Genomic DNA, 23,842 nt, shown 5'->3' on the forward strand with positions numbered 1-23,842 from the left:
CCGGCGACGCCGCCAACCTCGTCCCGGGTGGCCGCCCCGTCCCGCACCCCGGATCCGTCCGCGGCGGTGGCAGCCGCCGCTTGACTCACGTATTCGTTAGTGCCTATCATTAATGAGGAAGTAATTACCTTATAATGGAGTTAGCCATGACGATCCCGATGACCGGCAAAGCTGGTCTGCTTGCCGCTCTTCTGGCGGGAAGTGCCTTCGCCTCCTCCGCCTTTGCGCAAACGACCATCGACGTCGCGATCGTCGGCGAGGCCGACACCCTCGACCCGATGACGTCCACCAAGGATGTCGTCTCGATCGTCACGCAGCACTTCGTGGAAACACTCTATACCTTCGACTCGAGCTGGAATATCGCGCCGCTGCTGGCGACCGCCCTGCCCGAGATCAGCGACGACGGGCTGACCTACACGATCGGGATCCGGGATGGCATCACCTTCCACGACGGTTCGAGCATGGATGCCAAGGACGTGGTTGCCTCGCTGAACCGCTGGCTGTCGGTCGCCACCCGAGGCAAGGGCGTTGCGGACAAGGTCGCCTCGGTCGAGGCCACCGGCGATCACGAGGTCACGATCACGATGACCGAGCCCTATTCGCCGCTGCTCTCGCTGCTGGCGTTCTCGAATTCGGCCGCCGCAATCTATCCTGAAGAGATCATTGCCGACACCATAGACCCTGTCATCGGCACCGGCCCCTACAAGATCGCAGACCACGTGCCCGACCAGTATCTGCAGCTTGTGCGCTTCGACGATTACGTCTCGCGGGACGAAGCCTCGGACGGGGCCGCGGGTGCGCGCAAGCAGATCCCGGACGAGATCCGCTTCATCCCCGTGCCCGACGCCAACACACGGGTCGAGGGGCTGCTGTCGGGCCAGTTCGACTTTGCCGATGCGCTGCCAGCCGAGAGCTTTGACCGGCTCGACGCCTCGGACACCGCGGGCCCGATGCTGCTGAAACCGTTCGGCTGGCCGGTCTTTGCCATCAACCACAAGGCGGGTCTCTTGACCGACAAGACGATCCGTCAGGCGTTGCAGGCCGCGCTTCCGATTGACGACATGCTGTTCGCGGCCTTCGGCGACGACAACTTCTTCCTCGTGGACGGGCCGCTTTACCCCGAGGGCTGGGTCTGGCGTAACGATACCGGCGTCGAGTATTTCAACCAGAACGATCAGGCCAAGGCCGCCGAACTGCTGAAGCAGGCGGGGTACGACGGCACGCCGCTGCGCATCCTCACCTCGCGCCAGTACGAGTTCCACTACAAGATGGCCGAGGTTGCCAAGATGGCGCTCGAGGCTGCGGGCTTCACGGTCCAGATGGATGTGGTCGACTGGGCAACTCTGGGCCAGCGCCGCAACGATCCGGCGCTGTGGGACATCTATATCACCCACTCGCCGTTCCTGCCCGAACCTGCTCTGACCGACCTTTACAGCGCCTCCTCGCGGCTGGGCTGGTCGAACCCGGAAAAGGACGCGATCCTGGCGAAGTTCACCTCCGAGACCGACATGGAAGCCCGCAAGGACCTGTTTGCAGAGCTTCAGGGCCAGTTGTTCGAGGATGTCGGGTTCATCAAGATCGGCGCCTTCAATGCGCTGTCTGGCACGCGCGACGGGCTGACCGGGGTGACCGCAACGCCCTGGCCGTTCTTCTGGAACGCCTCGGTCGAATGATCCCACGCGGGGTTGCCCTTTGGGGCGGCCCCGACCCCGCCCGCTGCGCCGCCGAGAGGTTCCGATGGCCCGCTATATCTTCCGACGGCTCCTCGGGATGCTCGTCGTCATCTTCCTGGTTCTGACCATCGCCTTCGTCATCGTCCGCCTCGCGCCCGGCGATCCCGCAGCCCTGATGCTGGGGCCCGAAGCGACGGCCGAGGACGCGAGTGCGCTGCGCGCCGAGCTTGGGCTCGACCGGCCGATCCTGGTGCAATACCTCGCCTTCATCGGCAATGCGGTGCAGGGCGATCTGGGCACTTCGATCTTCTTCAAACGGCCGGTGACCGAGGTTCTGGCGGGCCGGGCAGAGCCGACCATCTTCCTGTCGCTGTTCTCGCTGACCATCGCGCTGGTAATTGCGACGCCGATCGGGATCTATGCCGCCTACCGGCGCGGATCGGCGCTGGACCAGAGTGCGATCACCATCGCCATGCTTGCCGCCTCGATCCCCAGTTTCTGGACCGGGCTGATGTTCCAGCGCTATCTCGCGACCGATCTGGGCTGGTTTCCGGCCTCGGGCTATGGCGGGCCGGACGCGGATTTCCTGGAACGGATGCGCCACCTGATCCTGCCGTCCATCGTTCTGGGCATTGTCAATTCGGCCCTGATCCTGCGTTTCACCCGTGCCTCGATGCTCGACATCCTCGGCGAGGACTACATCCGCACCGCAAGGTCCAAGGGCATGGGCGAGGCGCGCGTGGTGCTGCGCCATGCGCTGAAGAACGCCGCAATCCCGATCATTACCGTGATCGGGTTGACATTCGCGCTGCTTGTCTCGGGTGCGGTGGTGACCGAACGCGTGTTCAACATCCCCGGCATGGGCAACCTTGTCGTCAGCGCCGTGCTGCGCCGCGACTATCCGATCATCCAGGGCACGCTGATCGTCGTCGCCACGCTTTATGTCCTGATCAACCTCGCGACCGACCTTGCCTATCTGCTGGTCGACAAGCGCGTGAAGTATTGAGGAGTCAGCGATGGCCACCACAACGACCGCCGATGCGCCCGGCTTTCTGACCCTGCTGTTCTCGCGCCGCGCGGTTCTGGTGGCGCTGATCGTCTTCGTGATCATCGTCGGGCTCTGCGCGCTGGCGCCGATGATTGCGCCCGCCGACCCCGCCAAGATGTCGGTGCGCGCCCGGTTGAGCCCGCCCGGCCCCGATTTCCTGCTGGGTGCCGACGCCTTCGGCCGCGACGTGGCCTCCCGGCTGCTGTTCGCGGGCCGGGTCTCGCTGACCATCGGGCTCGGGGTCGCGACGCTTTCCTCGATCATCGGCATCGCGATCGGGCTGCTCGCCGGCTTCTTTCGCAGTCTCGACGCACCGTTGTCGCGGCTGGTCGATGCGATGATGGCCTTCCCCGACATCCTGCTTGCCATCGCGCTGGTGTCGATCCTCGGCGGCACGATCCTGAACGTCGTCATCGCGCTTTCGATCGTCTATGCCCCGCGCATCGCCCGCATCGTGCGCGCCTCGACCCTCGTCATCCGCGAACTGCCCTTTGTCGAGGCGGCCGTGGCGCTCGGCTCTTCCACCCTGACGATCATGACCACCCATGTGCTGCGCAACATCCTGTCCCCGATCATCGTGCAGGCCACGTTCATCTTCGCCTATGCGATGCTGGCCGAGGCGGGGCTGTCGTTTCTGGGCGTCGGCATCGACCCCGCGACACCCTCCTGGGGCACGATGATCAACGAGGGGCGGCAATACCTCGATCAGGCGGCCTTCCTGATCATCTTCCCCGGCCTCGCGATCTCGGTCTCGGTGCTGGCACTGCAACTTATCGGCGACGGGCTGCGCGATGCGCTCGACCCGCGTCTTGCCAAGGACCTGTAGGACATGGCGCTTACCCTCACGAACTTTCGCCCCATCGGTCTGGACCCTGCGCCCGGGACCATCTTTGTCGACGACGACGGGCTGGTGGCCCCGGGCGAGATCCCGGGCGCCGAGGTCATCGATTGTGGCGGGGCCTTCCTGTCGCCCGGCTGGTGCGACCTGCACGTCCATGTCTGGCACGGCGGCACCGACATTTCGGTGCGCGCGTCCGAAGCCGGGCGGCCGACCGGGGTGACGGCCATGGCCGACGCCGGATCGGCGGGCGAGGCGGCATTTCACGGCCTACGCGAATACGTCATCGAGGCCCAGCAGGAGACCGTGCGCGCCTTCCTCAACATCGGCTCCATCGGGCTTGTCGCCTGCAACCGGGTGTCGGAACTGATCTCGCCCGAGTGTTCCATCGATGTCGACCGCACGCTTGCCGTGGCCGAGGCCAACCGCGACGTGATCTGCGGAATCAAGGTGCGCGCCTCGGGCGTGATCACCCGCGGATGGGGCATCGCCCCGGCGAAGATCGCCAAACGGGTGGCCGAGATCCTCGATCTGCCGCTGATGGTGCATGTGGGCGAGCCCGCGCCGCTGCTCGACGAGGTGTTCGAGATCCTCACCCCCGGCGACATCGTCACCCACTGCTTCAACGGCAAGCGGGCGGGGTCGATTGGCGATACGCCGGCCCTTTTCGCGCAAGCCAAGCGGCTGGCCGAGGAGGGCATCCGCATGGATATCGGCCACGGCCAGGCCTCGTTCAGCTTCGAGACTGCGCGCCGCGCCATCGCCGAGGGGCTGCGTCCGTTCTCGATCTCGACCGACCTGCACCTGCGCAATATCGCCGGGCCGGTGCACGACCTTGCCACCACCATGTCGAAACTGCTGGCCGTGGGTCTGCCGTTCGAGGAGGTCATGGCAGCCGTCACCGAACGTCCGCGCCCGGTTCTGGGGCTTGCCGCGGGCGGCGCCGCGCCGGGCGAGAGGGCCGATTTCACCCTGTTCGATCTGGTCGATCACCAGCAGGTCGCGACAGACAGCCTTGGCGCGACGCTGGAAATCGGGCAGATATTCGAACCGCGTATGACCGTCATCGGCGCCTCGGCCCTTGCGGCCGCACGGAGGGGCGGATGAGCGACACCCCGATCCTTCGGGCCGAGGCCCTGCGCGTGGCGTTTCGGTCGCGGAAGTCCTCGGTGACCGCACTGCGCGATGTCAGCTTCACGCTGCATCCTGGCCGCACGCTGGCACTGGTGGGCGAAAGCGGCTCGGGCAAATCGGTGTCGGCCCTTGCCATCATGGGCCTGCTGCCGCGCAACGGCGACGTCACCGGCGGCACGATCCGCTATCTGCGGCGCGACGGTGTCGAGGCCGACCTCAGCACGGCGAGCCAGGCCCAGATGCGGCGGATGCGCGGCGCCGAGATCGCGATGATCTTTCAGGAACCCATGTCCTCGCTGAACCCGCTGTTCACCATCGGCGACCAGATCGGCGAGATGCTGCTGCTGCACACCGACCTCGACGCCGCAGCCCGGCGCCGCCGGGTGCTCGACATGCTGGAACTGGTCGAGATCCCGGCCGCCGCTACCCGGATCGACACCTATCCGCACGAACTGTCGGGGGGGATGCGGCAGCGGGCAATGATCGCGCTGGCGCTTGTCTGCAATCCCGCGCTGCTGATCGCCGACGAACCGACGACCGCGCTCGACGTCACGATCCAGGCACAGATCCTCGATCTGATGCGGCGGCTGCAGGCCGAGCTTGGCATGTCGATCCTGTTCATCACCCACGACATGGGGGTGGTGGCCGAGATGGCCGACGACGTGGCGGTGATGTACGCCGGCGCCATCGTCGAGCAGGCCGATGTAAAGGCGCTGTTCGCCCGCACCCGCCACCCCTATACCGGCGGCCTACTGCAATCGATCCCGATGCCGGGACGGCCCGAGGGAGTCCGGCTGGTGCCGATCCCGGGCACGGTGCCGCCGCTGCACGCGATGCCGCTTGGCTGCGCCTTTGCCCCGCGCTGCGGCCGGTCGGACATGAACTGTGCGCAGCCCGTGGCCCTGGAAGCCGCAGGTCCCGACCACCGGGTTGCCTGCATCCATCCGCTGCTTCCCGCGACGGAGGCGGCCCATGCCTGATCCGCTGCTGCAGATCCGCAACCTAACCAAACGTTTTCCGACCGCACGCGGCATGGTCCACGCGGTCAACGACGTCAGCTTTGACATCCCCCGCGGCTCGATCACCGGGCTTGTGGGCGAAAGCGGCTCGGGCAAGACCACGCTGGGGCGCACCCTGCTGCGGCTGATCGAACCGTCCTCCGGGCAGACGATCTTTGACGGGCAGGATCTGAACGCGCTTGACGCAGCGGGCCTGCGCGCGGCGCGGCGCCGGATGCAGATCATATTCCAGGACCCGGTCGCCTCGCTCAACCCGCGGTTGCGGGTCGGGCAGATCGTGGCCGAGGGGCTGAAGGCGCATGGGATCGGCACCAAACGCTCGCGCCGCGACGCTGCCGCCGCGCTGCTGGACGAGGTCGGACTGGGCGCCGATGCCATGACGCGCTTTCCGCACGAGTTTTCCGGCGGACAACGCCAGCGGATCGGCATCGCCCGCGCGCTGGCGCTGGAACCCGACTTCATCGTCGCCGACGAAAGCGTCTCGGCGCTCGACGTTTCGATCCAGGCGCAGGTGCTGAATCTGCTGCTCGACCTGCGGGCGCGGCGCAACCTGACCATTCTGTTCATCGCCCACGATCTGTCGGTGGTCGAATACCTCTGCGACCAGATCGTGGTGATGTATCTCGGCAAGGTGGTCGAACAGGGGCCGGCCCGGCCGCTTTATACCGCGCCGGCGCATCCCTATACACAGGCGCTGCTGTCGGCTATCCCGCTGCCGGATCCGGCACGCGACACCACCCGGACCATCCTGAAGGGCGACATCCCAAGCCCGCTCGCCCCGCCCTCGGGCTGCGTCTTCCGCACCCGCTGCCCGCTTGCTTCCGATATCTGCGCCGACGGCATTCCGCCGGCGGTCGCGACCGGGCCGGGCCATCTGAGTTACTGCAAGAAGATCGAAGAGACATATGCCCCTGCCTGACCTGAAAGACGAAACCATCACCCGCCGGTTGACCCGCCTTGGCATCGTGCTGCCCGAGGCCGCGCCGACACCGATCGGGGCGTTCTGCAACGTGCGCCGGCACGGCGATCTGCTCTATGTCTCGGGTCAGGGGCCGGTCCTGCCCGACGGCACCTTGATGCGCGGCAAGGTCGGGGCCGAGGTCACGGCCGAAGAGGCGCGCGAACATGCAAGTCTGGTTGCGATCAACATCCTTGCCGCGCTCAACAACCATCTTGGCGGGCTCGACCGGGTGACCGGGGTGGTCAAGCTTCTCGGCCTGGTAAATGCGGCGCCCGATTTCGAACGCCATCCCTTTGTCATCGACGGCGCATCCCAGCTGCTGGCCGAGGTCTTCGGGCCAGACGGCGTTCACGCCCGCTCGGCACTTGGCGTGGCCTCGCTGCCAAACCGCATCACGGTCGAGATCGAGGCCATCGTCTCGCACCGTCCGAAGGCCGGCTGAGACTGGGGGAGGCCGCCCCCCCATCAGTCGCCAGCCGCCTGCGAGGCAGCCCGAAGTCGCCTGAACGCGCTCAGGCTTCTTCCTTCATCTCCGAACTGATCCGTTCGGCGTCGCGGCCATGGACCTGCTCGTAATGGTCGAAGGCAGGAACGAACCACGCCGTGCCCTGGGCCGCACCGCCAAGGGCACGCGCCAGATCGTCAAGCCCCGATTCGGGCAGCAGCGCGTGGAAGATGTCCCAGCCCTTCGCCTCGGGGTTCGGATCGAAGCCCAGCACCTGCCCCTTGAGCGAAGAGACCAGCGTGACGATCGCGCCGGAATAGACTGACGGCACATGGATATCGACCCGGTCAATCGGTTGCAGCAGCATCGGACCGGCGGCCTCCAGCGCCTCTTTCACACAGGCCTTGCCGGCGGCGCGAAAGGCAAAATCCGAACTGTCGACGCTGTGCGATTTGCCGTCGGTCAGCGTCACAGCAAGGTCGATCACCGGAAACCCCATCGGCCCCGACACCAGCGCATCGCGCGCGCCCGCCTCGACCGCCGGGATATAGTTGCGCGGCACGGCACCGCCCTTGACCACCTCGTCAAAGACGAACCCCGTCCCCCGCGGCTTTGGCGCGACCGTCATCACCACATCGGCAAACTGCCCCGCGCCGCCCGACTGCTTGCGATGGCGGTGCTGGTTGTCGACCGACTTCGAGATCGTCTCGCGATAGCTTGTCCGCACCGGCGCGGTCGCGACCGCAATGCCGAAATCGGCATCGAGCAGCGCCTCTATCCGGCGAAGGTGCATCGGGCCCTGCAGGCGCAGCACGGCAGTGCCGGTCGCCTCGTCCTGCCCGACCGAAAGACCGGGTTCCAGCTCGTCGAGCCGCGCCAGGGCCGCCGACAACCTTGCGTCGTCCTTCTCGTGCACCGGCGTCACCAGCGTCGCGTGGCTGGGCGGGTGACCGCGGGTCCAGCCCGCCATCGCCGTCGCCTCCGCCTCGGTGTAAAGAAAGCCCGCGTTCAGGTGGTCGGATTTCACCGCCACGCCGACCTCGCCCGGCGCGATGGCGGTGATCGGATGCTTGGCGTCGATGTCGGTCAGGTTACCAACGCTCGCCCCCCCCAGCGTCATACCGGTCTCGATCGGCGCTCCAAGCGCGCGCAACACCACGGCCTTGCCCATGTGCTTGCGGAAACTCGCAAATACCCCGGCTGCCACAGCATCTGGCCCGACACGCGCGACCGTCGTCGCCACGTCCGGCACATCGTGGCGCAGCGCCTTCATCAGCCGGGTCACACCAAAGGCCTGAGAGGCGGACCCCATGAAGGCCGGAATATCCTCGTTTTCCCTCAGCGCCGCGGCCGCGATGTGAAAGACCTCGTCGCTCGGCGGTTGATGGTCCTCGACCAGTTCTTCCAGCAGGTGATCGTCGAAATCCGACAGATGCTCGAGCAGCTCGGCCCGCGCCTCCTGTTCACGGTCGCGCAGCCCCGCGGGGATCTCGACCAGACGCGAGGGCTTGCCCGGACGATATTCATAGGCACGTTCCGAAATCAGGTCGACCGCGCCCACAACCTCGCCATCCTTGCGGATCGGGACCTGGCGCAGGATGATCGTGTGGTTGGCATAGCTTTGCAGCCCGGCCACGATGTCGCGCACCCGGTTGGTGTTGCTGTCCATCCGGTTGATGAACAAAAGGCAGGGCGTGCCGCTTGCCTCGACCAGCCGCAGATAGGGCGCGCACAGCACGGCCGCCTCGGGTTCGGGCGGCACACACAGGATTGCCGCATCGCTTGCGGCCAGCGCCTCGCCGGCAAACCCGAGGAAGTCGGGTCCGCCCGCCACGTCGAAGGCGCACCATGGCTCGTCGAGATAGCTGAAACGGGTCAACGAGAAGAATTCGGTCGGCTCGGATTTCTGGGGCTTGGAGTCCAATCGGCTCAGCGCCTCGATCAGGGTCGTCTTGCCCGAGTTCGAGGGGCCGAGAACAGTGAAACATTTCATCGTGGGAATCCTCCAAATTGCCCATTGGCAGTCCGGTTGGCGCCGCGCGATGCCGTCCGCTCTGTGGCGGACTGGTGGATCCCGCGCGGACATCGGCCGCCATTCGATCCTGCGCCTCGTCGGGCTGGCCGGCCACTCCGCGTGCGAATGGCCGCGAACCCTCCCTCCGCGGTCTCATAGTATTCCGTCTGTCCCGCGGATCAGGTCAAGGGCCTGCGCGCGCTATCACGAGGGTTATCGTCATCCATTATGCCGCGGGACGCAACGGCGCGGGCGTTTTCCGCTCGAAACGGGGGTTGAAAAGCCGGGCCCGCGGGCCGAGACAAGGCCGGGACCATGTCCCGCAACCAGAAGGACGACAACCGGGATGACCTGGCTCGACCAATTCGACGGCCTTGCCGGGCTTGCCCCGCAGGAACACGCGACGCTTGCCGCGCGCAGCCAGATCATCGAGGCTCCCGCCGGCGCGGTTCTGTTCGGCCCCGGTAATTCGCCAGAGAACATGCTGCTGCTGCTGTCGGGCATTGTCCGGGTGCAGAAGATCTCGGACTCGGGGCGCGAGATCGTGCTCTACCGCGTGCGCGCGGGCGAAAGCTGCGTGCTGACCACGGCCTGCCTGCTGGCACACGAATCCTATGCCGCCGAAGGCATCGCCGAGACCGAGGTCAGGGCCGCGGCCATCCCCCGCACCGTCTTTGACGACCTCATGGGCCGGTCCGCAGCGTTCCGAAGCTTTGTCTTCGACGCCTATTCCCGGCGCATCACCGACCTTTTCGTGGTGATCGAAGAGGTCGCCTTCCGCCGCATGGACATCCGTCTGGCGCAAAAGCTGCTGGAACTGGCGCAGGGCGGCGTGATCAAGGCGACCCACCAGATGATGGCCGCCGAACTCGGCACCGCGCGCGAGGTGGTGTCGCGCCAGCTTGCCGAATTCCAGCGCCGCGGCTGGGTCGCCCAGTCGCGCGGCACCATCGCCATCCTCGACGGCGCGGGGCTGGCCGCACTGGCCGCCACAGCCGCCTGAACCGCCGCGGCATTCTCCGAAAAGACGCCGCAAGCGCGCCGATGCAGGCGGACAGCGCAGCGGCCTCCGATGCGGGTGCGGGCGCCTTGACGCCGACCAGCGATATTCCCACATTCACAGAATGGAATTTCTTTTCGGATCGGTATATAGTCCGCTCCACAGGCCCGGCGGCGGCAACACCGCCCCGGTGCCTGGGGTGGCTTCTTGCGAAGGCGCGCCTGTCCGGGGGGAACTGCGAATGACATCATACGACGGGTCGGGCGCGCCCGACGGTGTCCTTTTGCCCGGTCGGGCCGAATCTGACGTGTTCGTGAGATCGGGAAGAAACCTCGTCGAACTGTGACATGATCACCGATGGCCGTGCCGCTTGGGTGCTATGCCACCGCTACATCTGAACCAAAGGAACACACCATGACCAAGAACGTTGGAAGCCTCGACCGGACCATCCGGCTTGTCGTCGGCATCGTATTGCTGGTCCTCCCGTTCATTGCCGGCTGGAGCATGCTCTGGACCGTGATTTCGGTGGTCGTCGCCCTGGTATTGCTGGGCACCGCCGCTGCGCGCACCTGCCCGCTCTACACCATGCTCGGCATGAAGACCGAAAAGAGCTGACGATCGGCCAAACGGACTGACAGGATAGATGGAAACGAACTTCACGCCGCTGGCGTCTCTGCTCGGCGGGGGTCTTATCGGGCTCGCCGCCGTGCTTCTCATGCTCACTCTGGGCCGGATCATGGGCGCGACCGGGATCCTGTCTGCCGCGATCTGGGGCACCGACGACCGCCGCTGGCGGTGGGCGATCCTCGCCGGCATGGTCTCGGGTCCCGCCGCCTATCTGGGCCTCACCGGCAACTGGCCGGCGGTCGAAGTGCCGGTCTCGACGCCCGCACTGCTGATCGGCGGCTTTCTGGTTGGCATCGGGGTCAGCTATGGCTCTGGCTGCACCTCGGGGCACGGGGTCTGCGGCATGGCGCGGCTTTCGCCACGGTCCATTGCGGCAACGCTCTGCTTCATGCTGTTCACGGGTCTGACCGTCTATGTCACCCGCCACCTGATCGGAGGGTGAAGCGATGCGCCTGATCCTGAGCTATCTCATCGGCCTGATCTTCGGCCTCGGCATCTCGATTTCCGGCATGGCGAACCCTGCCAAGGTGCTGAACTTCTTCGATGTCGCGGGGTCCTGGGACCCCTCGCTCCTGTTCGTCATGGGCGGCGCTGTCGTCGTCACCTTCTTCGGCTATCGCTGGGTGCTGAAACGCCCTGGGCCAAGTTTCGACCAGATCTTTCACCTGCCGCAGAACAAGGCGATCGACGTCAAGCTTCTGGCGGGTTCTGCCGTCTTCGGCATCGGCTGGGGTCTTGCCGGGTTCTGCCCGGGCGGGGCGCTGCCCGCACTTGGCACCGGCAAGCTCGAGGTGCTGATCTTCGCGCTTGCCATGCTTGCAGGCATGTTCGCCGCGCGGCTGATCGATACCCGCATGGCGGCCCGGCTTCAGGCCCCGCCGCTGCACGAACACCAGCCGGCGCCGCATGGCCCGCTGACCCACAAACCGCGCGATCCCGGCGCGAAAGCAGACATTACCTGAGGAGGAAACCATGAACTTCCCCGTCGAACTATCCGTGAAGCCCGACGTGACGGGCTTTTTCGATCCTGACACCAATACGATCAGCTATGTGGTCAAGGACCCGGCCTCGAATGCCTGTGCCATCGTCGATTCGGTGATGGATATCGATTATGCCGCCGGTCGCATCACCTATACCCACGCCGACGAGTTGATCCGCCATGTGCAGGACAACGGGCTGAAACTGGAATGGCTGCTCGAAACCCATGTCCATGCCGATCACCTGTCGGCCGCGCCCTATATCCAGCAAAAGCTCGGCGGCAAGATCGGCATCGGCGAGAAGATTACCGTCGTGCAGGACGTCTTCGGCAAGATCTTCAACGAAGGCACCGAGTTCCAGCGCGACGGCAGCCAGTTCGACGCCCTGTTCAAGGATGGCGACAGCTACATGATCGGCACGATGAAGGCCGTCGCCCTGCACACGCCGGGCCATACGCCCGCCTGCATGACCCATGTCGTGGGCGACGCAGCCTTTGTCGGCGACACGCTGTTCATGCCCGACGGCGGCTCGGCCCGGGCGGATTTCCCGGGCGGCGACGCGGGCGTGCTTTATGACAGCATCCAGAAGGTGCTGGCGCTGCCCGACGAGACCCGGCTGTTCATGTGCCACGACTATGCCCCGAACGGCCGCGAGATCCAGTGGGAGACCACGGTGGCCGAGGAGAAGGCCAACAACATCCACGTCGGCGGCGGCAAGACGAAGGAGGAGTTCGTCAGGTTCCGCACCGAACGCGACGCAACGCTCGACATGCCGCGGCTGATCATCCCCTCGCTGCAGGTCAACATGCGCGCGGGCGAGATCCCGACCGACAAGGACGGCCGGCAAATGCTGAAGGTTCCGGTCAACGGCCTCTGACAAAGACACAATGACAAGACGACGCCGCTTCGGGCGCCGGTGCTCCGGCCCCGGGGCATCCCTGTGGAGGAGAACAGGACCATGGACGCCAGAAAACTGACCGAGGCAATCTCGGTCGCGCCGCAGATCACGCCCGAGGACATCGCTGCCATCAAGGAGGCGGGTTTTCGCGCCATCATCTGCAACCGTCCCGACGGTGAAGGCGCCGACCAGCCGACCTTCGAGGAAATCGAGATGGCCGCCAGGGCGGCCGGGATCGAGGCGCGCTATATCCCGATCGTCGGCGGCATGGTCCGGGACGAGGATGCCCGGACCTTTGGCCGGGCGCTGACCGAACTGCCGGGGCCAGTGCTGGCCTATTGCCGTTCGGGCACCCGTTCGACCACCTTGTGGGCGCTCTGCAAGGCGCCCGAGATGGACGTCTCGGCCATCCTCGCGACGGCCAAGGCCGCGGGATATGACATGGGCGGCGTCGTGCGGCGCATCGTCAACGGCGGCAAGACCCCAACGACGACCGGCGACGCCAAGTTCGACGTGGTGATCGTGGGCGGCGGCGCGGGCGGCATCTCGGTCGCATCGAGCCTGCGCGCACGCAACCGCGACATCTCGATTGCCGTGATCGACCCCGCCGACATCCACTATTACCAGCCCGGCTGGACCATGGTCGGTGCCGGCATCTTCGACCCCGCGACCACCGCCCGCACCATGGGATCGCTGATCCCGCGCGGCGTGCACTGGATCAAGTCCGCGGTTGCGGCCTTCGAGCCCGCCAACGACGCCGTCATCCTCGATGGCTGCCGGGTCGTGACCTATGACCGGCTGATCGTCTGCCCGGGGCTGAAGCTTGACTGGCAGAAGGTCGAGGGGCTGGTCGACACGCTCGGCAAGAACGGCGTCACCTCGAACTATCGCTATGATCTCGCGCCCTATACCTGGGACCTCGTGCAGGGGCTGAAATCGGGCCGGGCGCTGTTCACCCAGCCGCCGATGCCGATTAAATGCGCCGGGGCGCCGCAAAAGGCGATGTATCTGTCCGCCGACCACTGGTTCCGCACCGGGGTGCTGAAAGACATCGACGTGCAGTTCATGAACGCCGGCGGCGTGCTGTTCGGGGTCAAGGATTTCGTCCCGGCGCTGATGGAATACGTCAGGAAATACGATGCGACGCTGAACTACTTCCACAACCTCGTCGCCGTCGACGGCGCGGGCAAGACCGCGACCTTCGAGGTCACCGAGCCCGGGCAGGAGCCGCGGCGTGTCACTGTCGAATACGACATGATGCACGTCTGCCCGCCGCAGACCGCGCCCGACTTCATCCGCGTCTCGCCACTCGCCGATGCCGTGGGCTGGGTCGATGTCGACCCGTCCACCCTGCGCCACAAGACCTACGAGAACATCTGGTCGCTCGGCGACGTGATGAACGCGCCGAACGCCAAGACTGCGGCCGCAGCCCGGATCCAGGCCCCGGTGGTCGCCGCCAATGTCGCTGCCGACATCGCCGGCCACAGCCCCGAGGGGTCTTACAACGGCTATGGCTCCTGCCCGCTGACGGTCGAGCGCGGCAAGATCGTGCTGGCGGAATTCGGCTATGGCGGCGTGTTGCTGCCCTCGTTCCCGAAATGGGTCATCGACGGCACCAAACCGACCCGCGCCGCCTGGTGGCTGAAGGAACAGCTTTTGCCCCCGGTCTATTGGAGCGCCATGCTCAAGGGCCGGGAATGGATGGCAAAGCCCGAACGGATCACCGACGACGGCGCCGTGGTCTCGTGAGCCTTTGCGCCGACGCGGCCCGCCCCGGACCGCGTCGGCGCCCCCATTGACGACAGGACTTCAGATGCCACGCTACCTCCGCCGCTATCTGCCCATCCTCGACTGGGGCAGCCAGTACGACCGCCGGACCTTTGAAAGCGACCTGCTGGCCGCGGTGATCGTGACGATCATGCTGATCCCGCAGTCGCTCGCCTATGCGCTGCTGGCCGGCCTGCCACCCGAAATGGGGCTTTACGCCTCGATCCTGCCGCTGGTCGCCTATGCGGTCTTTGGCACCTCGCGGGCGCTGGCGGTCGGGCCGGTTGCGGTGGTCTCGCTGATGACGGCGGCGGCAATCGCCCGGCTCGGCCTCAACGATCCGGCGGCCATTGCGCTTGCGGCGATCACGCTGGCCTTCCTGTCGGGCATCTTCCTGATCACGCTCGGCGTGCTGCGGCTGGGCTTTCTGGCCAATTTCCTGTCGCACCCGGTGGTCGCGGGGTTCGTCACCGCCTCGGGGATCCTGATCGCGGCAAGCCAGCTCAAGCACATCCTCGGAGTGAAAGCCGGGGGGAACAACCTGCTCGATACGCTCGGCCAGTTGTTTGCCAATATCGGCCAGACCAACCTCTGGACGCTGACGATCGGCGCGTCTGCCATCGGCTTTCTCTATTGGGTGCGCCGGGGGCTGAGACCGATGCTGCGCGCCCGCGGTGTGCCGCCGCGGATCGCCGACATCGCGGCCAAGGCGGGGCCGGTCGGCGCGGTCGTGGCAACGACGCTGGTCGCCTGGATCTTCGGCCTTGCCGACCGCGGCGTCGCCGTCGTGGGCGACATCCCCTCGGGCCTGCCGCCGCTGACCGCGCCCAGCTTCGATCTTGCGGTCTGGGGCAAACTGTTCGGCTCGGCGGTCCTGATCTCGATCATCGGCTTTGTCGAGTCGGTCTCGGTCGCGCAGACCTTCGCCGCAAAGCGGCGCCAGCGCATCGACCCGGATCAGGAGCTTATCGGGCTTGGCGCCTCGAACGTCGCCGCATCGCTGACCGGCGGCTATCCGGTGACGGGCGGGTTCTCGCGCTCGGTCATCAGCTTCGATGCCGGGGCCGAAACACCGGCGGCAGGTGCCTATACCGCGGTCGGGATCATGATCGCCGCGCTGGTGCTGACGCCGCTGCTCTACTTCCTGCCCAAGGCAACGCTTGCGGCCACGATCATCGTCGCGGTGCTGAGCCTCGTCGATTTCTCGATCCTGCGCCACGCCTGGAGGTTTTCCCGGACCGATTTCTTCGCCGTTCTCGCCACGATCGTCCTGACCCTCGGCGTCGGGGTCGAAGTCGGGGTCTCGTCCGGCGTGGTGCTGTCGATCTTCCTGCATCTCTACAAGACCTCGCGCCCCCATATCGCCGAGGTCGGGCTGGTGCCGGGCACCCATCACTTTCGCAACATCGATCGCCACAAGGTGCTGACCGATCCCAGCCTGCTGACGCTACGCGTCGACGAAAGCCTTTACTTCGCCAATGCGCGGTTCCTCGAGGATTACATCTTCGACCGGGTCGCAGACGACAAGCAGGTCAAGAACGTGGTGCTGATGTTCCCGGCGGTGAACGAGATCGACCTCTCCGCACTCGAATCGCTCGAGGCGATCCTGCACCGGATGAAGGACATGGGCGTCGGGCTGCATCTGTCCGAGGTGAAAGGCCCGGTGATGGACCGGCTGAAACGCAGCCATTTCCTCGAACACCTGAACGGCCGGGTGTTCCTGTCGCAATATGACGCCTACATGGCGCTTGCGAAGACCGCGGCCGAGGCCCCCCCACAGCCAGATGCCGCCGAATAGCGGCAGGACGCGGCGAAACCCCGGGCGCGGGACCTTGCCCGGCCCGGGGACGCCCGCCCGACCCGTCGCGGCAGTTGGCATCGCCCCCGCTTGCCCCTAAGACGCGGACATGGATCTGGCCGATTTCTCCATCGCCGCGCTCAATTCGCTGTCAGTCGAGGGCAGCGGGCTTGCACGTCGGGCGATCGTGCCGCCCGCCGCGCAGGGCGAAGGCTTCGACGAGGCCTATGACCGGACGACGCTTTGGTACGACGCGCTGGCGCAGGATGGCCGGGTCCTGCTGATCTGCCCAAAACTGCTCAACCTGCGAACGCTGATCAACGATGGCAATTTGAAGCTCGACGGGGTGCCAAGCCCGATCCGCCGGGTCCGTCATTTCCGCCGCCACGATATCGTCGAGCTGAAGGCCGCCCATCCGCCCGCCCGTATCGAAACCTCGGCCGGCCGCTGGACCGGCGGCAGCGGCGTCAGCCCGGACCAGACCGCTCTGTTTGCGGGCCTCAACGCCTCGCTGCACATCTCGCGCAACAACCGGCTCGACTGGATCGCCGACTGGGCGCGATTTCACATCGGCGAGCACGGGCTGCAGGCCATGCTGATCATGGACAACGGATCGGACGCCTACCCGCCCGAGGCGATCCTGGAGGCGCTGATCCCGACCGGCCTGCAACGTGCCGTGGTGCTGAAGGTGCCGCAAAGCTATGGCCCGGTGCGAACCAAGGCGGGCGGCGGTGGCGCGAAGTTCCTGCAGCCGGCGATGCTGAACCTCGCCCGGCTTCGTTTTCTCGCCCGCGCCCGCGCGGTGCTGAACGCCGATCTCGACGAACTGGTCTGGTCTGCCGGTGGCTCGATCTTTGACGCCGCCGTCGACAGCCCGCTGGGCCTTGTCCCGTTTGCCGGCGAATGGCGCCAGCCGGGACCCGAGGCCGAACCGCCCTGGTGCCACGCCCAGCACGACCACACCCGCCCCGGTGCCCGGCCCTGCCCGCCGAAATATTGCCTGCGCCCGGGTGGCTGGCTCGGCCGCGGCGGCTGGGATGTCCACCGCCCCGAGATGCCGCTGTCCGCGCTCTGGCCGCGCCGCCGCGACTTCGGCTATTGGCATTGCCGCGCGATCACCACGAACTGGAAATCCTACAACCGGCTCAGCTTTCGCAAGGCGGGCAGTCTGGATCCGGTGACGCGGGCAAAGCTTGACGCGCGCCTGCCTTGCGCCTGATCCCACGTTATCGTCCTGCCCTGTTGCTCCTGCGCGCGCCGCGTGCAACGCTCGGTACCATGTATCAGAGGGAGGGGAGCGCCCGATGCAAAGCCGAACCGAGACCGGGACCGACCTGGCAACGGGCAGCCAGCATCTGCCGCAACTGACCGAGCCGCGCAATCCGGGCCTCGAACTTGACATGGACTGGGTGATGCGGGCCGCGGCCAACCGTTCGGCGATCGAACGGCGCACCGCCACCCTGCCCGGCCGTCGCTCGGTAAAGAAGGAATTTCAGGCAGCCTGGCTGCTCAGGGCGATCTCGGTGATCGATCTGACCACGCTTTCGGGCGACGACACGCCGGGCCGGGTCAGGCGGCTTTGCGCCAAGGCGCGCCAGCCGGTGCGCCACGACCTGCTGGAGGCGCTCGGGATGACCGGGCTGACCACGGGCGCGGTCTGCGTCTATCACGAGATGGTGGAAACGGCGGTCGCGGCGCTGGACGGCTCGGGCATCCCGGTCGCCGCAGTCTCGACCGGATTTCCGGCCGGGCTGTCGCCCTTCAAGCTGCGCGTGGCCGAGATCGGCGAATCGGTCCGTGCCGGCGCCTCGGAAATCGACATCGTGATCTCGCGCCGCCATGTGCTGACCGGCGACTGGCAGGCGCTTTACGACGAGATGCGGACCTTCCGCGAGGCCTGCGGCGCGGCGCATATCAAGGCGATCCTGGCGACGGGCGAGCTTGGCAGCCTTCGCAACGTGGCGCGGGCGAGCCTTGTCTGCATGATGGCGGGCGCCGATTTCATCAAGACCTCGACCGGCAAGGAGGCCGTCAATGCCACCCTGCCGGTGAGCCTCGTGATGATGCGTGCGATCCGCGATTATCACGCCCGCACCGGGATCCGAATCGGCTACAAGCCCGCGGGCGGGATCTCGACCGCCAAGGACGCGCTGATCTATCTGATGCTGCTGAACGAGGAACTGGGGCCACATTGGGTGCGGCCGGATCTGTTCCGGTTCGGCGCCTCCTCGCTTCTGGGCGATATCGAACGGCAGCTTGAACACCACGTGACCGGCGCCTATTCGGCCGCCTGGCGCCATGCGCTGGCCTGACCACATGCGCCCGCTCGCCCTGCTTTGCGCCGCCGCCCTGATCCATCCCGCGACCGGCGGGGCAGAACCGTTCACGGGTCGCACCACGTCGGCCAGTTCCGGTTCCGTCGCCATCGGCAACCCGGAGCCTTCGGCGGGCGATACGACCGATCTGGAGGGCGTCATGGGCGGCTCGCTTGGCGCCATGGCAGGCGCGGCGGTCGGCGCGCGGATCGGCGGGCTGCCGGGGGCCATCGCGGGCGGCTATGCCGGGGCGGCGATTGGCAGCGACGCGATTGCGACCCCCGGCGGATGGCAAGGCTGCGAGGCGGGAACACAGGCGCTCGAAGGCTCCTGTCCGCCCGAAGGAAGGGGAGACTAGATCGACATGAGCAGCGACACAGACATCGCCACGATCTTCGAGACGCTGGAGTATGGCCCGGCCCCGGAAAGCGATGCCGAGGCGCAGGCCTGGCTTGCCAGCCACAATCGCGCGTTCGGCCATTTCATCGACGGCGCCTTCACCCTGCCGGCCGAGGGGTTCGACAGCCTCAATCCCGCCACAGGCGCGCTGCTGGCAAGCGTCTCCCAGGCGACGGCCGAGGATGTGGACGCGGCCATCGCTGCGGCGCGGGCGGCACAGCCCGGCTGGGCAGCGCTTGGTGGCCATCGCAGGGCGCGGTATCTCTATGCCCTGGCGCGGCTTTTGCAGAAACACACCCGGCTGTTTGCGGTGCTCGAGACGCTCGACAACGGCAAGCCGATCCGCGAAAGCCGCGACATCGACATCCCGCTAGCCCAGCGGCATTTCTATTACCACGCCGGGATGGCGCAGTTGATGGACGAGGCGCTGCCTGGGCGCCTGGCGCTGGGTGTCTGCGGCCAGATCATCCCCTGGAACTTCCCGCTGCTGATGCTGGCCTGGAAGATTGCCCCGGCGATTGCCGCCGGCAACACCGTGGTGCTGAAACCCGCCGAATGGACCCCCCTGACCGCATTGCTGTTCGGACGGATCTGTCAGGAGGCGGGGCTGCCCGCCGGTGTCGTCAATATCGTGACCGGCGACGGCGCGGTGGGCGAGATGATCGTCGCCGCCCCGGTCGACAAGATCGCCTTCACCGGCTCGACCGAGGTCGGCCGCGCGATCCGCCGTGCCACCGCGGGATCGGACAAGTCACTGACGCTCGAACTGGGGGGCAAGTCGCCCTATGTCGTGTTCGAGGACGCCGATCTCGATTCCGCGGTCGAGGGGCTGGTGGATGCGATCTGGTTCAACCAGGGCCAGGTCTGCTGTGCCGGATCGCGCCTGCTGGTGCAGGAGGGGGTCGCAGACCGTTTCCATGCGATGCTGAAGGCGCGGATGGCGACGCTGCGGCTTGGCGATCCGCTCGACAAATGCATCGACGTCGGCGCCATGGTCGATCCGGTGCAGCGCGACCGGGTCGCGGCGATGGTCGCGGCAAGCGGCGGCGATCTGTTCCAGCCCGCCAAGGCCCTGCCCAGGGGCTGCTTCTATCCCCCCACCCTGATCACCGGGCTCAGCCCCGCCGACCGGCTGATGCAGGAGGAGATCTTCGGCCCCGTCCTTGTCTCGACCACCTTCCGCACCCCCGACGAGGCGGTCGATCTGGCCAACAACAGCCGCTATGGTCTGGCCGCTTCGGTCTGGTCCGAGAATGTGAACCTCGCGCTCGGGATCGCGCCGCGGCTGACGGCGGGCGTCGTGTGGATCAACGGCACCAACATGTTCGATGCCGCCGCGGGCTTTGGCGGCGTCCGCGAAAGCGGCTTTGGCCGCGAAGGTGGCTGGGAGGGGATGCGCGCCTATACAAAGGCGAAGACCGTGCCGAACCGGGCCCGCCCGGTCGCAGCAATACCGGCGCCGGCCGCCGGCGCGCCCGCAGGCCCGATTGACCGCACCGCCAAGATGTTCATCGGTGGCAAGCAGGCCCGCCCCGACGGCGGCCATTCCCGTGCCCTCTGGTCGCCCGCGGGCGCGCTTCTGGGCCATGTCGGCGAGGGCAGCCGCAAGGACATCCGCAATGCGGTCGAGGCGGCGACGAAGGCCACGGGCTGGTCACGCGCAACCGCGCATCTGCGGTCCCAGATCCTGTACTACGTCGCCGAGAACCTGTCGGCCCGCGCCGCCGAATTCGCCGCCCGGGTCAATGCCACGACCGGCGGCGGTGCGGGTGCCGCCGAGGTGGAGACAGCGCTCGATCAGCTGTTCACCCATGCCGCCTGGGCCGACAAGCTCGACGGCGCGACCAAACCGGTGCCACTGCGCGGACTTGCCTTGGCGGTGCCGGAACCACTGGGCGTGATCGGGATTCTCTGCCCGCCGATGCCCTCCTTCATGGGCCTCGTCGCCGCCATGGCGCCGGCGATTGCCATGGGCAACCGGGTGGTGATTGTGCCCTCCGAACCCTTCCCGCTGATCGCGACCGATTTCTATCAGGTGCTCGAAACCTCCGACGTTCCGGCCGGCGTGGTCAATATCGTCACCGGCCCGCAAGAAGCGCTCGGGTGCACGCTGGCCGACCACACGGGCGTCGATGCGGTCTGGAACCTGTCGCTGCCCGATTACGATGCCGCAATCGAGACGGCCGCGGCCGGCAACCTGAAGCGCACCTGGTGCAGCGGCGTGCCAAAGCGCGGGTTTGGCCGCGCGGCTCTTGATGAAGCAACCGGGATCAAGACGATCTGGGTGCCCTACGGCGAATAGCCTCGACCGCAGCGTGGCCCTGCAAGGGCCCGCGCTGCCTGGCCCAAGGCAAAGGCCCGCATCTGCGATGCGAGCCCCAGGGGCAGGCGCCCCGGCCCCGCAAGTCCGGTCCTGAAAGATCAGCCGCCCGTCGCCGCGCGATACCACGCGACCAGCACCATGCGGTCGGCCGGTTCCATCATGTTGGCACTGCCCGGCGGCATGGCATGGGTGACCCCCGCCTGCAGATAGATCTGCTCGGCATGGCGCGCCACGTCGGATTCGGTCACGAGCTTCACCCCCCGCGGCGGCACGACGATGCCGGGCCACCCGGGTTCGGGCGTGTGGCACATCGAGCAATTGCCCTGAACGATGTCGAAGGCGTCGGCGAAATGCTCGGACTCGACAAAGCGTTGCTGGGACGGCGTCAGCGCCGTCTCCTCCCAGCCTTCGTCGTCGCCATAAAGCGGCGCCATCGACAGCCAGACGATGGCCAGAAACAGCAGCACGGTCGCTGCCCAGGTCCACTTCGGCCCCTTCTTGGGGTACTCGCTGGCATGCAGCGTGTTGAAATAATGCCGGATCGTCACGCCCATCAGGAAGACGAGGCTGGCGATCAGCCAGTTCCACTTGCTGGCGAAGGCCAGCGGATAGTGGTTCGACAGCATCAGGAACAGCACCGGAAGCGTCAGATAGTTGTTGTGGGTCGACCGCTGCTTGGCGATCTTGCCGTATTTCGCATCCGGCACCCGGCCCGCCTTCAGATCGTCGACCACGATCTTCTGGTTCGGGATGATGATGAAGAACACGTTTGCCGTCATGATCGTGGCGGTAAAGGCACCAAGATGCAGCAACGCCGCCCGTCCGGTGAAGATGTGGGTGTATCCCCAGGCCATCACCACAAGGATCACGTAAAGCAACAGCATCAGCCGGGTATTGTCGTCGCCAAACTTCGACTTGCAGATCCGGTCATAAGCCAGCCAGCCGATGGTCAGCGACGCGAGCGAGATCAGGATCCCAAGCCAGATCGGCATGTTCAGCACTGTCGGATCGACCAGGAACAGGTCGGCGCCGAGGTAATAGACCAGCACCAGCATGGCAAAGCCCGACAGCCAGGTCGCATAGCTTTCCCATTTGAACCAGACCAGATGCTCGGGCATGCGGTCGGGAGCGACCATGTATTTCTGCACGTGATAGAAACCGCCTCCGTGCACCTGCCATTCCTCGCCGGTGGCGCCATGCGGCATGTCGGGCGCCTTGCGCAGGCCGAGGTCGAGCGCGATGAAATAGAACGACGAGCCGATCCAGGCGATGCCGGTGATGACATGAAGCCAGCGGACCGCAAATTCGGCCCATGACCAGAGAATAGCTGTATCTAGCAAATGCGCCTCCCGCTCGGCTCTGCACGGATTTGTGTTCTGCGGCCAAGGTCGTCCAACTCGGGGCCGATTTCAAACCCCTTCGCGCCGACCGCTGTGACCATCTTGCGGGAGGTCCGGCGCTTCGGCTAGGAAACAGGCGAGAACAGGCGCCACCGCGCAAGCCCCCGGCAACTTTGGCCTTCGCGCCGGAGCCACGGCACGGTCGGCGCCCAATCCCCTTTATGCCGAAAGCGATCCGTCACATGACCGATACTCCCGATCAGGACATTCCCCAATTCGCCCGCAGCGGCATCAACCTCGCCTCGGGCGGTCTGGGCGCGCGCGGGCTCTATGCCACCGACGAGTTCTTTGCCCCGCTCGAACGGATGCTGGCCGATACAGATCCCGTCTTCATCGCCGACAAGTATGACGACAACGGCAAGTGGATGGACGGCTGGGAGACGCGCCGCCGCCGCGGCGAGGGCCATGACCATGCCGTGATCACGCTGGCAGCTCCGGGCCGGATCACTGGATTTGACGTCGATACCCGGCATTTCACCGGCAACTATGCCCCCGCGGTGCGCATCGAGGCCGCCTGGACCGAAGACCTGACCGACGCGACCGAGTGGGTCGAGGTGCTGCCGCTGAAGCCGCTTGGCCCCAACGCGCATCACTTCTTTTCCTGCCGCAGCCCCGAGGTCTGGCACCATCTGCGGCTGCACATCTATCCCGACGGCGGCGTGGCGCGTCTGCGGGTGTTCGGGATGCCCGAACTGCGGCCCGAGTTGAAGGGGGCGAACATCGACCTTGCCGCGGCGCTGAACGGCGGCCGGGTGCTGGCGGTGTCGGACGCCCACTATGGCGACCCGCAGCGGCTGCTGTTTCCCGGCCGCGGCGCCAACATGGGCGACGGCTGGGAAACCCGGCGTCGGCGCGCGCCCGGGCATGACTGGGCCATCATCGCGCTCGGCGCCCGCGGCACGATCGACTCGCTGACCGTCGACACCGCGCATTTCAAGGGCAATTTCCCCGACCGCTGTTCGTTCCAGGTCGCCGATCTGCCGCAATACGGCGACGCGCTGACCGACGCGCTGGTCACCCAGTCGATGTTCTGGAAACCGCTGCTGGCCGAACAGCCGCTGAGCGCCGATCATATCCACGAGTTCCGCGACGAGGTCGAAAAGCACGGGCCCGTCACCCATGTGCGGTTCAATATTCAGCCCGATGGCGGGGTCAGCCGGGTCCGCATCAACGGTCTGGTCGCCTGACGGGGTGCGGCCGGCGGTG

The 23,842-nt window shown here is 66.5% G+C and carries 21 protein-coding genes; 19 read left to right on the plus strand and 2 right to left on the minus strand.

Features of this window, described 5'->3' with window-relative positions; genetic code table 11:
* The first annotated feature begins 146 nt into the window (after nucleotides 1-146).
* The 7 genes from DQG17_RS18000 to DQG17_RS18030 all read left to right on the plus strand — a co-directional run bounded on the left by DQG17_RS18000 (nucleotide 147) and on the right by DQG17_RS18030 (nucleotide 7,115).
* Entirely contained in the window at nucleotides 147-1,673 is a 1,527-nt protein-coding gene (locus DQG17_RS18000) for an ABC transporter substrate-binding protein (RefSeq protein ID WP_232829498.1), read from the plus strand.
* A gap of 64 nt (nucleotides 1,674-1,737) precedes the next feature.
* A complete protein-coding gene (locus DQG17_RS18005) occupies nucleotides 1,738-2,679 on the plus strand; it encodes an ABC transporter permease (protein ID WP_116134262.1) in 942 nt (313 codons plus the stop codon).
* Between the two features lie 10 nt (nucleotides 2,680-2,689).
* A complete protein-coding gene (locus DQG17_RS18010; RefSeq protein ID WP_116134263.1) occupies nucleotides 2,690-3,547 on the plus strand; it encodes an ABC transporter permease in 858 nt (285 codons plus the stop codon).
* 3 nt (nucleotides 3,548-3,550) lie between these two features.
* The gene (locus DQG17_RS18015; RefSeq protein ID WP_116134264.1) at nucleotides 3,551-4,666 is read left to right on the plus strand and encodes an amidohydrolase family protein; all 1,116 of its coding nucleotides are present in this window, start codon (nucleotides 3,551-3,553) and stop codon (nucleotides 4,664-4,666) included.
* Complete coding sequence (locus DQG17_RS18020; RefSeq protein ID WP_116134265.1) at nucleotides 4,663-5,673, plus strand: ABC transporter ATP-binding protein; 1,011 nt, start codon at nucleotides 4,663-4,665, stop codon at nucleotides 5,671-5,673. Before DQG17_RS18015 ends, DQG17_RS18020 begins: the two co-directional genes overlap by 4 nt.
* Nucleotides 5,666-6,631, plus strand: coding sequence for an ABC transporter ATP-binding protein (locus tag DQG17_RS18025; protein ID WP_116134266.1), 966 nt, complete (start codon nucleotides 5,666-5,668; stop codon nucleotides 6,629-6,631). Before DQG17_RS18020 ends, DQG17_RS18025 begins: the two co-directional genes overlap by 8 nt.
* Nucleotides 6,618-7,115, plus strand: coding sequence for a RidA family protein (locus DQG17_RS18030; RefSeq protein ID WP_116134267.1), 498 nt, complete (start codon nucleotides 6,618-6,620; stop codon nucleotides 7,113-7,115). The genes DQG17_RS18025 and DQG17_RS18030 overlap by 14 nt, the downstream gene beginning before the upstream one ends.
* A 70-nt stretch (nucleotides 7,116-7,185) precedes the next feature.
* On the opposite strand, the gene DQG17_RS18035 is transcribed toward DQG17_RS18030, so the two are convergent.
* Nucleotides 7,186-9,111 (minus strand): elongation factor G, encoded by a 1,926-nt coding sequence (locus DQG17_RS18035; protein ID WP_116134268.1) that lies wholly within the window; start codon nucleotides 9,109-9,111, stop codon nucleotides 7,186-7,188.
* Nucleotides 9,112-9,478: 367 nt separating this feature from the next.
* On the opposite strand from DQG17_RS18035, the gene DQG17_RS18040 reads away from it, so the two are divergent.
* The 11 genes from DQG17_RS18040 (at nucleotide 9,479) to DQG17_RS18090 (ending at nucleotide 21,215) form a co-directional block, all read left to right on the plus strand.
* Complete coding sequence (locus DQG17_RS18040) at nucleotides 9,479-10,135, plus strand: Crp/Fnr family transcriptional regulator (RefSeq protein ID WP_116134269.1); 657 nt, start codon at nucleotides 9,479-9,481, stop codon at nucleotides 10,133-10,135.
* Nucleotides 10,136-10,546: 411 nt separating this feature from the next.
* Nucleotides 10,547-10,747 (plus strand): DUF2892 domain-containing protein, encoded by a 201-nt coding sequence (locus DQG17_RS18045; protein ID WP_116134270.1) that lies wholly within the window; start codon nucleotides 10,547-10,549, stop codon nucleotides 10,745-10,747.
* A gap of 28 nt (nucleotides 10,748-10,775) precedes the next feature.
* Entirely contained in the window at nucleotides 10,776-11,201 is a 426-nt protein-coding gene (locus DQG17_RS18050; protein ID WP_116134271.1) for a YeeE/YedE family protein, read from the plus strand.
* A 4-nt stretch (nucleotides 11,202-11,205) separates the two neighbouring features.
* Nucleotides 11,206-11,721, plus strand: a complete 516-nt coding sequence (locus DQG17_RS18055; RefSeq protein WP_116134272.1) for a YeeE/YedE family protein — start codon at nucleotides 11,206-11,208, stop codon at nucleotides 11,719-11,721.
* Nucleotides 11,722-11,731: 10 nt separating this feature from the next.
* Nucleotides 11,732-12,613, plus strand: coding sequence for an MBL fold metallo-hydrolase (locus tag DQG17_RS18060; RefSeq protein ID WP_116134273.1), 882 nt, complete (start codon nucleotides 11,732-11,734; stop codon nucleotides 12,611-12,613).
* An 81-nt stretch (nucleotides 12,614-12,694) separates the two neighbouring features.
* A complete protein-coding gene (locus DQG17_RS18065; RefSeq protein WP_116134274.1) occupies nucleotides 12,695-14,383 on the plus strand; it encodes a bifunctional protein tyrosine phosphatase family protein/NAD(P)/FAD-dependent oxidoreductase in 1,689 nt (562 codons plus the stop codon).
* A gap of 64 nt (nucleotides 14,384-14,447) precedes the next feature.
* Nucleotides 14,448-16,199 (plus strand): SulP family inorganic anion transporter, encoded by a 1,752-nt coding sequence (locus DQG17_RS18070; RefSeq protein WP_116134275.1) that lies wholly within the window; start codon nucleotides 14,448-14,450, stop codon nucleotides 16,197-16,199.
* A gap of 109 nt (nucleotides 16,200-16,308) precedes the next feature.
* A complete protein-coding gene (locus tag DQG17_RS18075; protein ID WP_116134276.1) occupies nucleotides 16,309-17,418 on the plus strand; it encodes a hypothetical protein in 1,110 nt (369 codons plus the stop codon).
* 85 nt (nucleotides 17,419-17,503) lie between these two features.
* Nucleotides 17,504-18,511: a deoxyribose-phosphate aldolase gene (gene deoC / locus DQG17_RS18080; protein ID WP_116134277.1), complete on the plus strand. Its 1,008-nt coding sequence runs from the start codon at nucleotides 17,504-17,506 to the stop codon at nucleotides 18,509-18,511.
* Nucleotides 18,512-18,515: 4 nt separating this feature from the next.
* Nucleotides 18,516-18,872 carry a hypothetical protein gene (locus DQG17_RS18085; RefSeq protein WP_116134278.1) on the plus strand — a complete coding sequence of 119 codons (357 nt, stop codon included), beginning with the start codon at nucleotides 18,516-18,518 and terminating at the stop codon, nucleotides 18,870-18,872.
* Nucleotides 18,873-18,878: 6 nt separating this feature from the next.
* Nucleotides 18,879-21,215: an aldehyde dehydrogenase family protein gene (locus DQG17_RS18090; protein ID WP_116134279.1), complete on the plus strand. Its 2,337-nt coding sequence runs from the start codon at nucleotides 18,879-18,881 to the stop codon at nucleotides 21,213-21,215.
* A gap of 119 nt (nucleotides 21,216-21,334) precedes the next feature.
* Here the strand turns inward: DQG17_RS18090 and DQG17_RS18095 are convergent, their stop codons facing one another.
* Nucleotides 21,335-22,576, minus strand: a complete 1,242-nt coding sequence (locus DQG17_RS18095) for a urate hydroxylase PuuD (RefSeq protein WP_116134280.1) — start codon at nucleotides 22,574-22,576, stop codon at nucleotides 21,335-21,337.
* Between the two features lie 242 nt (nucleotides 22,577-22,818).
* Between DQG17_RS18095 and alc the strand changes: the two genes are divergently transcribed.
* Nucleotides 22,819-23,823, plus strand: a complete 1,005-nt coding sequence (gene alc, locus DQG17_RS18100; protein WP_116134412.1) for an allantoicase — start codon at nucleotides 22,819-22,821, stop codon at nucleotides 23,821-23,823.
* Nucleotides 23,824-23,842: the final 19 nt, after the last annotated feature.

Origin of the sequence: Tropicimonas sp. IMCC34043 (assembly GCF_003390845.1) — a bacterium.
Classification (GTDB): domain Bacteria; phylum Pseudomonadota; class Alphaproteobacteria; order Rhodobacterales; family Rhodobacteraceae; genus Tropicimonas.